The following is an 11,383-nucleotide window of genomic DNA, read 5'->3' on the forward strand; positions in this document are numbered from 1 at the left end:
ACAACCCGGAAAGCGATCATTCGCCCTTCCGCAACTCCTTCTCCCATGCACCGAAACGCTCCCTGAGTGCTTCAGCCCTGGCCGCGTCGACGCCGTATACGACGAACTCCTCATCGGTACGGCGACGCACATACGCCAGCATCTCCGCGAACACCTCCCGATCGAACCCGGCATCCCGGCGAGCGGCCAACTCCAGAAGCTGATCGTGCGTGTACCGGCCGGACTCCACGAGCGCGTCCACATCGATGAAGTCACGCGCGAGCGCGCGGTTGAACAACGCCTCGGTCTTCCCTGCCGCAACGTCGTCAGGATGAAGGACCGGGCCCATCTCCATCCGCACCGGCGGCTGAAAGCGCACGTCCGCGACGACCTCGACCTTGCAGCCATGACCTGTGCCACGTTCAGAGATCCACATCCGGACATACCGATCGGTGCTCTGCAAGATCTCAGCCTGGTACCCGGCCACACGGTACGCCCCGGCCACATGATCCGCCGCCGCCGGGCAGTCCATGTCCAGCGCACCGAACAGATCGACGTCCTCGCTCGGCCGCTCCACGATCCCGTACGCCTGTACCGCGTACCCACCGGCCAGCGCGAAGCCGTACTGATCGGCGACACTGAGACCGATCTCGATCAGCCTCCGATGGAAAGGGTCCATCACGCGGCCCGATCACGCAGCCCGATGAACCGCGACTCCCACAGCCGGCGGACCCGCACCGGCAAGATCAGAGCAGGCCAGACGCGAGCCAGCAGATCGGCATTCAGATACGCCGTGAGATCCTGCTCTCGGCCCTCCTGGATGACCTGCTCATACATCACCCGCAGCGCCGCCGGATCGGACAGGTTGTAGGAACGCCGCGGGCTCCAGTCCAGCCAGCCGGGCAGCGTGACGATCCCGTCCGCAGGCCCGGCCAGTTCCTCCAGAGAATGGGGAACCGCGTACGGACGGATGTTCGCGTAGTTCAGTGCCCTGTCCATGTCTCCAGTGTGACATTTCCGCCAGAGCCACACCCTTCGATGATGCAACATCACACCGCACCGGACAGACCATTGGATACGGTGACCGACGCCGATGACCGCACCGTGAAGGTCGCCCGAACCAGCTGGGACCCGGACAACGGTCAAGGGCCCATGTTTGCTCGGTGGTTGCTCGTGTGTCGCGGTACGGCGCGGCACGCGACAACATCATCCGACAGGACAAAAAGGACGGCCTTGGACAGGACGTCATCAGGCGGCACGGCGCGGCACCGGACGACAGTGAACCCGTCGGCTTTTAATCCGTAGGTTCTGGGTTCGAGTCCCAGGCGCCCTACCCCAATGGACTGGGCAGGACTCCTGATCTCCATGATCGGGAAGCCTGCCCGGTTGCGTTTTTCAGTTGCAGTCGTTGCGGTCCCGTGGCACTCAGTCATCCCACAACGCCCGGCCCATCCGCGCCGCCGCCTCACTGGCCAGGGTCTCCGTGATGTGGGTGTAGCGCTTGGTCGTGGTCAGCTGCGAATGGCCGAGCACCGCCTGCACCACCCGGATGTCCACCCCTGTTCCAGCAGGAGCGTTGCCGCCGTGTGGCGCGCGTCGTGGACGCGGGCGTCCTTGTCGATGTCGGCGAGGTCGAGGATCGCCTTCCACTCGTCCCAGTCGTCGCCGGCATCGATCGGAGTGCCGTCCGGCATGCACCACGCCAGGTCCCAGCTCTGCCACTTGTCCCCGGCCGCCTCGCGTTCGGCGTCTTGGGTCTCGCGGTGGAGCTTGAGGAGCTTCACCGGCGGTGGCGGCAGGGCGATCGACCGTCTGCCCTTGCCCTTCGGCTTGACGAGCGCCAGGGCCATCGACCAGCGAGTGCCGTTGCGGCGCTCCTTGACCACGTCGAGGATGGCTTGCGCCTCCTCACGCAGCAGCGGCTCTATCTCCTTGTCCTCACCGATCGGCGCGTCGATCATCTGACAGACGTTGCGCCCGATCAGTTCCCGCCGGACAGCGAGCTTGAGCGCCCGCGACGAGATCCGGTGAATCTGCACGATCGTGTTGGGCGCCAGGGTCTCCTTGACCAGCCCGGCATAGAAGGCGTCCAGGTGCTCCGGCCGGAGTCGATCCAGCCGGTGCGCCCCGAGCCGGGGAATGATCCACCACTCCGCTTTCGGCCGATACGTGCTGTCGAGCGTGAGCTGACTGACCCGCATCGGCGCGATCTCATCAAGGGCGGCGCCGCGGCCCTACGTCGCGGCCCCCGGCCGCGCATGCGGCCTGGGGGCCGGTCAGCCGGGACCGCACTCGGGCCGTCCAGCGTCCGCCGGCCGCGCCGTACCCAACCACTCGCCATACGGGAGCCACGCCGCAGCCCAGGCGGGATCCGCGCCCTCGCTCAGGCGTCAACGCGATGGCGACGGATGACCGGCGCCGGCCTCCCCGCCGGCCGAACCCTGTAAGGCCTGCTCCACGGTCTCAGTTACCTCAAACAGCTCGATCAGACCGGTCGTGGTCAGCATGCCCCGCAGATACGCCGGAGGAGCTGCCAGCACCAGGCGAACACCACGCTCCCGGCACCCGTTGAGCAGCTCGATCAACGTACCGACCCCCGTGGAGTCGCAAAAACTCATCGGACCCAGGTCCAGAACCAAGCATCCGCCGCGCAGGGAATCCCACAGGCGCTCCACATTGGCCTTCAACGGCGGAGACGTGACCCAGTCGAACGCCCCATGAATGTGGACCACCGTGCACTCACCGGGTTCTCCGAGAACGACTTCAAAGGCCGTGTCATCCGGAGGCACCACAACCCCACCGTCCCTCCCCTACCGGCACTGCTGTCCTGTCGGGTAAAGCCTAAGTTGCAAAAGACGGCAATACCCACCCCGGCCATGTCACATCCCCACGCGGCGGCCGTAGGCAGCTTTGCCTACCGCGCCTGCCCGTCAGTCCACTGTTGGGATTGCTGTCGACGCGCCTCGAAATGAGCTGCCCGCTCCGCCAGCCTCTCGCGCCTCTCTTGCAGCTCAACACCCCGCATCGCAGCCTTGGCCGCCATCAGGCTTGCCGTGTGCGCCAGTTCCTTCGCCGACTCCGCCCGCGCTCTCGCCACCAGCGCCCAGACCGCCATACAGGTCGGACAGCAGCCATCGTTCATCCGTCGATGGTTCCATCGGCAGCGTGACCGCAACAACCCCTATGCAGCCTCCGGCGGGGGCCTCAGCTCCGGGATGATCGCACTTGCCGGCCCGAGGATCGTAGCCGGCTGAGGGGGAGCCTGATCGTCTCGCCTGCCGCGTCCCAGGCACAGCCCAGCAGCCCGGCAGCCCGGCTCTTGCGGCTCAAGCCCGTCTGTGCTCGCCGGCGTCCGATGATCGAGGAACGGCGGCCGGTCGAGGCACACGCGAAGACGGGCGTGATCCTCCGTCGCCGGCCCGCTGTCCTACGGATGGGACGAGGCAGACGGGACGATCAGTCAGGGGAAGCCGTGCGTGTCCGCGCAGGACACAATCGGGGCGCCCGATGTGCAGAGCCAGCGAAAACACCGGGATCGATCAAAGGGACAAGACCCAGGCCACGGCGATACCACCGGACAACCGTGCTGATCTACCCGGTGCTCTAGTTCTTGCGACGCAGCCATTTACGCTTGGCTTGCCGGGCATACCGTCGGTGATGGTGTTTCCCCGCGGGAGGTCGCAACGATGTTCGACGAGCAAGAGACTCACGCGATCGCGACGCTATTGGAAGCGATGGCCGGCCGACTGGAGAATGATCCGCTGGCCGCCGATGCCCAGCGCATAGCCGCGGTGATGCGCGAGCGCCTTGACCCGGCCCGCCGCAACGGCCGACCGGTCCCACCGCAGGAAAGCACCCACGCTCACACAGAGGCGGCCTTCGCCCGGGATGAGGCCGCCGCGCAGCGCGATCTGGCCGCCCGCCGGCGCGACGATGAGGCAGCCCGCCGTGACGAGGCCGCCGTGACACGCCACCAGGAGCAGCAGCGGGCCCAGGATGCGACCGATGCCACCGATCGTGACTTCCATGACATGCTGTGGGCGGCCGAACAGCGCGACCGGGCGGCCGGGGAGACTGACTGCCCAGCCGACACCGATTCACAGGCACAGGCGCTGAGCCGACAGCTACGCGCCGTCGACCGCGAGCACAACCAGTGGGACCGCGCCGCGCTGCGCAACGCCTGGATACAGATGCGCAAAGATCAGACGGCGGCCCAGACGGACGCAGCCGCGGCCCAGCAGGATCGGCTGCAGGCGCAACGCGACCGTCAGGCAAGTGCAGACGATCGGACCGCTGCTCAAGCCGACCGGCTGGCGGCCCAGGCCGATCGCGAACAGGCCATCGTCGAAGACCAGCAGCGCCAGCCGCCATGGCGCGATGAGATCGCCCACGACGACCTCCCCAGCAGCGCCCGGACCAGCCAGCGCAACCGGGCAGTGCACGACATGCGGCAACAGGCCGAAGAGGCCGTCCGGCGAGGCGAACAGGCCCACCATGACGCTGTGGCGGCCCACCACCGGGTCGAGCAGATGGCCCAGCGTCTATCGGATATCCAAGCCCGCTGGCAACGCACGATCGACAGCGATGAGCAGGCCACATCGCAACGCCCGGCAGACGACGAGCCGGAACACTTCCAGTGACGACGCACTGACAGCGATCCGGCCGCTGTCGCGGAACACGATGAGACCGGCACCACGCCGGCCCACCGGGATACCGTGGCCGTACCAGGTGACAGCCCCAAGGCACGGAGGCCCGAGGACCATCTTTCTGCTGAGCCTCGCCTCGGTTGCAGTCCCCGTTGCAGTCCAGGGCCGTTCACAGCCGTTCAGGATGGACCGCCCATAGCCTCTGGCCTGCGATGAACCCTTTTAATCCGTAGGTTCTGGGTTCGAGTCCCAGGCGCCCTACCACCCTGGCTTGCGGGTTCTCCCGACCGGGAGAACCCGCGGTCACGACCTGGGACATGCCTGGGTCACAGCTGGGTCATGCGAGCCCGCCGCCCGTTGCGGATCGTCCGCGCCGTGGTGCAGGTCGTGCAGCCGCGCCGGCGGCAGCCCGCTGGCCGCTACCAGCCTCGGAAGCGGACCCCGAGGTAGTCCGGCGCCACCGGAGCCCCGTCGCGGCTGGTGAAGACGTATCCCGTCTCATCCCAACCGGATCCGCAGATCAGGAGATCGCCTCGGCGGGGCGGGTACGGAGGACGAACCGCACGGGAAGGGCGGTGGCGGTCAGGGTCAGGGCGGCCACCGAGGCGACCAGGGCCAGGTAGGCCGACGGCGGTACGTGCGGCCGGGCCGAACCGGTCATGCCCAGGCTGAAGGCCGTGAGCGTGACCAGCGAGATCACTGTGCCGACGGCCACCGAGACCAGCACCGCGGTCAGCGTCTCCAGACGGGCCATCCGCAGCACCTGCCGGCGCGTGGTGCCGACGAGACGGAGCAGGGCGAACTCGCGGGAGCGGTCCGAGGCGGACATCGCCAGCGTGTTGACCGCGGCGATCGCAGTGAACGCGATGATCAGACCCATCGTCACGTAGTTGACCTCGGCGGTCGGCGTTCCCGCCGCGGCGGCCCGGGCCCTGTCGAGCACCGCGACGCCGGGCACCGCCCGCTCCAGGGCCGCGCGGGAGAGCGACGGCGCCGAGACCAGGGCGGTGGAGAACGGGTCGTCCACGCGCGTACGCACCAGTTCGTGCGCCAGGAGGAGCTCGCCGTACCCGAGACCCCGCTCGTAGAGGGCGACGACGCGGAGCGTCACGGGAGTGCCGTCGCCGAGGGTGAGCCGGAGCGGCGAGCCGACCGACACTCCGAGGCGGGATGCGGCGGTGCGGCTGACGGCGACCGTCGCCGGGCCGAGCTCATGCAGCGACCCGGCGACCACCCCGGGGTCGAGCGTCAGCGAGAGCCCCGCGGGCGTGACGGCCTGCGCGCCGTACTTCTCCAGGCCGACCCGGACCGAGGTGTGCAGCACCTCGGTGACCGCCTCCACGCCCGGCACCCCGCGTACGGCCTCGGCCGCGGCGGAGGAAACCCGCGTGCCGAGCACGTAGTCGGCGCGGTCGCCCGCCGCCACCTCCTCCTGGGCGGCGTGCCCCATCGTGGTCTGCACGAACAGGATCGTGCACGTCATCGCGACCATCAGGCTGAGCGGAGTGATCACCAAGGCCAGCCGGTGCGATCCGGCCCGCAGGTTCGCGGCGGCGAGGTACCCGCTCACCCGGGAGGCGCGCAGTACCACTCCGAGCAGCGCGACGACCACCCGGGCGATCACCGGGCCGAGCAGGGCGACCGCGACCGTCCACACCAGTGCGGTCAGCATCGTCACCGGGCCGGACGCCGCCTCGGTGGACAGCCCCGACAGCACCGACGTCAGCACGGCGCCACCCGCGGCGCACAACAGCCCGGCGAGCATCCGTCCCCGGGGCAGGCGCGCGGTCGGCATCGCCGCCTCACCGAGAGCCTCGACCGGGCGGATGCGGGCGGTACGGCGGGCGGAGACGCGCGCGGCGGTCCGGGCGGCCAGGACGGTCGCCGCGAGCGCGGCGAGTACCGGGAACGGGCTCACCACGAGCCGCAGGTTCTCCGGCATCACACCCAGCGCGACGAACCGGGAGCGCAGCCAGAACCCCAGGCCGACTCCCAGAGCGGACCCCAGGATTCCGGCGACGACGCCGAGCACGAGCGCCTCGCCGCCGAGCAGCCGACGTACCTGCCGGGGTGTCGCCGCGACCGCTCTCAGCAGGGCGAGCTCCCGATGGCGCTGCTGGACGGAGAGCGCGAACGTGCCGACCACGACGAGGACCGCGACCAGCAGCGCGGTACCGCCGAGGGCGCCGCCCATGCTGATCAGCTTCAGCCGTGCCTGCTCCGCGTCGAGGAACTCGGCCGCGCCGCGCTCGTCGCCGGTGTGGACGACCGCACCGCCGAGCACCGGGGTCAGATCGATCCGAGGTGCGCCGGACCGGGGGAAGACGCCGATCGCGCTGACCAGACCGGGGCGGCCGGCCAGGCGGCGGGCCTCGGAGGCGGCGAAGAACAGCGTGTCCTGGCTGGGCAGGGCCTCGGCCGTGAGGCCCGTCACCCGGTAGACCCGTGATCCCGCCGATGACTCCACGGTCACCTCGGCGCCCACGTCCAGCCCCGCCCGCGCGTCCGCCACCAGTTCGTTCCCGTCCCTGGGCGCGCGTCCGGCGCGCAGGGTGAACGGGGTGAGCGGGGCCGACTCCCAGCCGTGCCCCCAGAAGGACCGGCCCGCGACCAGGACGGGGAACGTCACCTCGGTGACGACCCGCTCGACCCCGGGGAGCCGGCCCAGCTCCCCGGCGAGGGAGGCGGGGATCCACCGGCGCTCCGACAGGGCCTTGGCCTTCGTCTTGGTCTTCTCCTCCGACTTGCGGATCGTCTCGCGGACGTACCGGTCGCCCGCGACGAGCATCGGGGCGCCCGCGTAGCGCTCGGGGGCGACGCCGCCGCGCAACCCGGTCTCCAGCAGCATCCCGCAGGCGCAGACCAGGGCCGCCGCGCACATCAGGGCGATGAAGGCGCCCGCGAAGCCGGCCTTGCGGTGCCGGATCGCCCGCAACGCGAAGAAGATCATTACGCCCACGCTCCCAGTCTGGTCATCCGCTCGGCCACCCGGTCGGAGGTCGGCGCGGTCATCGCGTCCACGATCCGGCCGTCGGCCAGGAACAGGACGGTGTCGGCGTAGGAGGCCGCCACCGGGTCGTGGGTGACCATCACCACGGTCTGGCCCATGCCGTCCACCACCTCGCGGAGCAGCCTCAGCACGTCACGGGCGGTCATCGTGTCGAGCGCGCCGGTGGGCTCGTCGCCGAAGACCACCTCGGGCCGGATCACCAGCGCCCGGGCGATGGCCACCCGCTGCTGCTGCCCGCCGGAGAGCTGGGCGGGCCGGTGCCCGGTCCGCCCGTCCAGGCCGACCCGCGAGACGATCTCGCGGAACCAGGCCCGATCCACCCGCTTGCCCGAGAGCCGGAGCGGCAACGTGATGTTCTCGGCCACGGTCAGCGAGGGCACCAGGTTGAACGCCTGGAACACGAATCCGATCCGCCGCCTGCGCAGCTTCGTCAGCCGCGTCTCGTCCATCCCGGTCAGCTCGGTGCCGCCCAGCCGTACCGAGCCCGAGGACGGTGAGTCCAGCCCGGCCGCGCAGTGCAGAAACGTGCTCTTCCCCGACCCCGACGGTCCCATCACCGCGGTGAAGCTCCCCTGCGGGATGCCCGCCGTCACCTCGCGCAGGGCCGCCACCGCACCCTGGCCCGTGCCGTACACCTTGCTCACCGCGTCCAAACGCACCACGTCTGTCATGCCTGCCAGCCTGCTGGTCTGCGGTCCCCTGGGCCAGAGATGTGATCACCGGCGGATCATGACATCGTCATGATCCGGGCACTGGTAGACATGTCCCGTGATCCGTGTGCTGTTGGCCGAGGACCAGTACGTCGTCCGGGGCGCCCTGGCGGCGCTGCTGGGCCTGGAGGAGGACCTGGAGGTCGTCGCCGCCGTCGAGTCGGGCGACGCCGTGGTGCCCGCCGCGCTCCTGCACCGGCCCGACGTCGCGGTGCTCGACATCGACATGCCCGGCGGCGCGCTCGACGGTCTCGCCGCCGCGGGGGAGCTCCGCTCGCGACTGCCCGCCTGCCGGACGCTCATCCTCACCGGGTACGGCAAGCCGGGCCATCTCCGCCGGGCGCTCGGCGCGCAGGTGGACGGGTTCCTGCTGAAGACCGCACCGCCGGAGGAACTGGTGGCCGCCATCCGCGCGGTGGCCGGCGGCGAGCGGGTGCTCGACCCCTCGCTGGCGGTGACGGCCTGGGATCTGGCGGACAACCCGCTCACTCCCCGCGAGGCCGACGTGCTCCGGCTGGTGGCCGAGGGGATCGACGCCGCCGAGATCGCCGGGCGTCTCTTCCTGAGCGCGGGGACCGTGCGCAACTACATCACCGCGATCGTCGCCAAGCTCAACGCCCGCAACCGGGTCGACGCCGTGCGCATCGCGAGAGAGGCGGGCTGGATCTGATCACACCGCGCCCACACAGCCCGGCCTCCCGGGGGCGGGGCCGCCGGGGAGGGACCGCGGCGCCTTGCCGTCCGAGGCGCGGGTAGCCTCAGCCGGCGGGTACGGACATCGCGAGGGATGCGGTGGGGACACGGGCCTCGATCTCGAACCGCTCGCCGTCGCGGGTGGTGGCGAGACTGCCGCCGAGGGCGGCCAGCCGCGTGGTCAGGTTGCCGACTCCCGCCGAGCCGCGGCGCCCCGCGGTCCGGTCCGGGGCGGGGCCCTCGGCGGGAACCGCGGCCGGGCGCACGCCGTCGTTGCGCAGGCGGAGCCGTACCTCGCCCCGCTCGCAGTCCGTCGCGATCGTGCAGCAGCGTGCGGCGCTGTGCCGGAGCACGTTGGTCACCGCCTCACGCAGCACCGTGCTCAGCACGGTCTCGACCTCCGCGGTGACCCGGCCGTGGCCCAGCTCGACCGTGACATCGATGCCGGCGGCGCCCAGGAGCGACCGCGCCGACTCCGTCTCGACGGCCAGCGACATCTCGTGCCGTTCCCCGGAGACGGAGCGCATGTCGGCCTCGGCCTTCTCCACCATCTCGAGCACGTCCTCGATCTCGACGCGGGCCCGGACGGGGTCGAGCCTCCTGGCCAGCTCGCACTTGAGGAGGATCGCCGCCATGCTGTGGCCGAGCAGGTCGTGCAGGTCCCGGGCGGCGCGCAGGCGCTCCTCGACCACCGCGGAGCGGGCCAGCTCCTCCTTGATCGCCTGGATCTCTTTCACCAGCAGGGCCAGGCGGAGGAGCCCGTGGACGACCAGGCCGGTCACCAGCGTGCTCACGGTGTAGTTCACCGTCACGGCGGGCTCCAGCCCGAGGGCGACGCCGATGACCGCGGCACTCGCCGTCACGGAGGCGACGAGCGGCCAGGCGAGCACCGCGGGGAAGGCCAGCAGGAGCGGACCGGAGAGGAAACCGGCGACGCCCAGCCAGACCGCGCCGAAGGCGGGGATCGGGAGATAGGTGAGCAGGGCCATGACCGCCAGTGACCGCAGGTGGCGGCCGGACACCAGGCGGAGCTGCAGGAGGAGGATCGACCCGAGACAGGCGGCCGCCGGGAGCAGCGAGCCCGCCGGGAGCTGGAGCAGCGCCTTGGCGCTGAACCCGGCCAGGACGACGGCCAGCAGGGTGGAGGAGAGAACGGAGGCGTGCCGGTCGTCCGGCGGGAGCGACGGAGCGGATCCGGTGCCGGGAAGCACGGCGGAGACGGTGAAACGGCCGGTGGAGGACAGGCCCGTCGTGAGCGATCCGCCCGCCTCGGCGACCCGGCCGGGAAGGTCGCCCAGGCTCTCGTCCTCCGCGGTCCTGGCTCCGTCGTTGGAGACGCGGAGCCGGACTCCGCCCTCGGACGTGCCGGTCTCGATCTCGCACGTCGTCGCTGTGCCGCGCCGTACGACCTCGGTCACCGCCTCCCGGAGCACGGCCGCGAGCAGTGCGCCCGCGGGCCCCAGCGGTTCGGCGTGGCCGACGCGCACGTGCGCGGTCACGCCCGCGGCCGCCAGCATCGCGCGGGCGGTGGTGATCTCGGGCGCCAGGGACATGGCGCGGTACCCGGAGGCGGCGGCCCGCGCCTCGGCCAGGGCGCGCCGTGCCGTGCCCGCGACCTGTCCGAGGATCTCGGCCGTGCGTTCCGGCTCGGCCAGGGCGCGCCTGCCGCCTTCGGCGATCATGGCGAGGCCTCGCCCGAGACCGTCGCTCAGTTCGGCGGCGATGCGCAGCCGCTCCTCGGCGACGGCGGACACGGCGAGGGCGAGCCTGGCCGAGTGCAGCTGGTCGACCCGCTCGGTGAGCCGGGTCAGCCCGTAGACCACCAGCGCGATCAGGACCATCGTGATCGTGGCGTCGGCCGTGGCGGACGCTTCGCCGTACCGGACGGAGCCGATAACCGCCGCCGCCACGGCGACCGCCGGAGCGAGCGACCACAGCGGCGACAGCAGCAGTGACCCGGCCAGGAAGCCGAGCATGCCGACGGACGCGCCGGAGGCGAGAACGCCCCAGAACCCGGCTCCGGCCTGTACGGCGAACAGCATCGGCCCCCGGAACCGCCTGAGCGCCGGAAGGACGTGAACGAGCTGCAGCGCGAACACGACGATCGCGATCGGCACCCCGGCCAGCAGGTACACACTCGCGAACGCGCCCAGAACGGCGAGGACGATCCCCCGGGCCAGGTAGGGCGCCTCACGGACGATCCGCCGCCACTGCATGACGCGAAGCTATCGCTTCAACCGATCATGCGGCGTCTGCCCACGGTCGGACATCCGCCTCCGCCCAAGGTCGCACCACCCGCTCACACCCGCCGATCAAAATGCGACCCGGGCCAGACGCGCTCCCCC

Annotated in this window: 9 protein-coding genes; 2 read left to right on the forward strand and 7 right to left on the reverse strand. The window is 70.9% G+C overall.

Going from position 1 to position 11,383, the window contains the following annotated elements; all coding sequences use genetic code 11:
- Positions 1 to 16: 16 nt before the first annotated feature.
- The 4 genes from Psi01_RS42300 to Psi01_RS42315 form a co-directional block, all read right to left on the reverse strand.
- A complete protein-coding gene (locus Psi01_RS42300) occupies positions 17 to 658 on the reverse strand; it encodes a nucleotidyl transferase AbiEii/AbiGii toxin family protein (protein ID WP_239128443.1) in 642 nt (213 codons plus the stop codon).
- Positions 658 to 978, reverse strand: coding sequence for a hypothetical protein (locus Psi01_RS42305; protein ID WP_204069851.1), 321 nt, complete (start codon positions 976 to 978; stop codon positions 658 to 660). The genes Psi01_RS42300 and Psi01_RS42305 overlap by 1 nt, the downstream gene beginning before the upstream one ends.
- A 512-nt stretch (positions 979 to 1,490) precedes the next feature.
- On the reverse strand, positions 1,491 to 2,180 hold the full coding sequence (locus Psi01_RS42310) for a tyrosine-type recombinase/integrase (protein ID WP_204069852.1): 690 nt from the start codon (positions 2,178 to 2,180) through the stop codon (positions 1,491 to 1,493).
- 189 nt (positions 2,181 to 2,369) lie between these two features.
- Positions 2,370 to 2,771, reverse strand: a complete 402-nt coding sequence (locus Psi01_RS42315) for an STAS domain-containing protein (protein WP_204069853.1) — start codon at positions 2,769 to 2,771, stop codon at positions 2,370 to 2,372.
- An 894-nt stretch (positions 2,772 to 3,665) separates the two neighbouring features.
- Here Psi01_RS42315 and Psi01_RS42320 point away from each other — a divergent pair.
- Entirely contained in the window at positions 3,666 to 4,619 is a 954-nt protein-coding gene (locus tag Psi01_RS42320) for a hypothetical protein (RefSeq protein WP_204069854.1), read from the forward strand.
- Positions 4,620 to 5,145: 526 nt separating this feature from the next.
- Here the strand turns inward: Psi01_RS42320 and Psi01_RS42325 are convergent.
- Together Psi01_RS42325 and Psi01_RS42330 are read right to left on the reverse strand one after the other, a co-directional pair.
- Positions 5,146 to 7,575, reverse strand: coding sequence for an ABC transporter permease (locus Psi01_RS42325; protein ID WP_204069858.1), 2,430 nt, complete (start codon positions 7,573 to 7,575; stop codon positions 5,146 to 5,148).
- Positions 7,575 to 8,306, reverse strand: coding sequence for an ABC transporter ATP-binding protein (locus Psi01_RS42330; protein WP_204069855.1), 732 nt, complete (start codon positions 8,304 to 8,306; stop codon positions 7,575 to 7,577). The genes Psi01_RS42325 and Psi01_RS42330 overlap by 1 nt, the downstream gene beginning before the upstream one ends.
- 97 nt (positions 8,307 to 8,403) lie before the next feature.
- On the opposite strand from Psi01_RS42330, the gene Psi01_RS42335 reads away from it, so the two are divergent.
- Positions 8,404 to 9,015, forward strand: coding sequence for a response regulator transcription factor (locus Psi01_RS42335; RefSeq protein WP_204069856.1), 612 nt, complete (start codon positions 8,404 to 8,406; stop codon positions 9,013 to 9,015).
- Positions 9,016 to 9,103: 88 nt separating this feature from the next.
- Here the strand turns inward: Psi01_RS42335 and Psi01_RS42340 are convergent, their stop codons facing one another.
- Positions 9,104 to 11,254, reverse strand: coding sequence for a sensor histidine kinase (locus Psi01_RS42340; protein WP_204069857.1), 2,151 nt, complete (start codon positions 11,252 to 11,254; stop codon positions 9,104 to 9,106).
- Positions 11,255 to 11,383: the final 129 nt, after the last annotated feature.

Source organism: Paraplanobispora siamensis (assembly GCF_016863175.1).
GTDB classification, from domain to species: domain Bacteria; phylum Actinomycetota; class Actinomycetes; order Streptosporangiales; family Streptosporangiaceae; genus Planobispora; species Planobispora siamensis.

Coding starts and splice junctions, on each gene's coding strand:
- Psi01_RS42305 (WP_204069851.1), bottom strand. CDS start 978: ATGGACAGGGCACTGAACTACGCGAACATCCGTCCGTACGCGGTTCCC.
- Psi01_RS42330 (WP_204069855.1), bottom strand. CDS start 8,306: ATGACAGACGTGGTGCGTTTGGACGCGGTGAGCAAGGTGTACGGCACG.
- Psi01_RS42300 (WP_239128443.1), bottom strand. CDS start 658: ATGGACCCTTTCCATCGGAGGCTGATCGAGATCGGTCTCAGTGTCGCC.
- Psi01_RS42310 (WP_204069852.1), bottom strand. CDS start 2,180: ATGCGGGTCAGTCAGCTCACGCTCGACAGCACGTATCGGCCGAAAGCG.
- Psi01_RS42340 (WP_204069857.1), bottom strand. CDS start 11,254: ATGCAGTGGCGGCGGATCGTCCGTGAGGCGCCCTACCTGGCCCGGGGG.
- Psi01_RS42325 (WP_204069858.1), bottom strand. CDS start 7,575: ATGATCTTCTTCGCGTTGCGGGCGATCCGGCACCGCAAGGCCGGCTTC.
- Psi01_RS42320 (WP_204069854.1), top strand. CDS start 3,666: ATGTTCGACGAGCAAGAGACTCACGCGATCGCGACGCTATTGGAAGCG.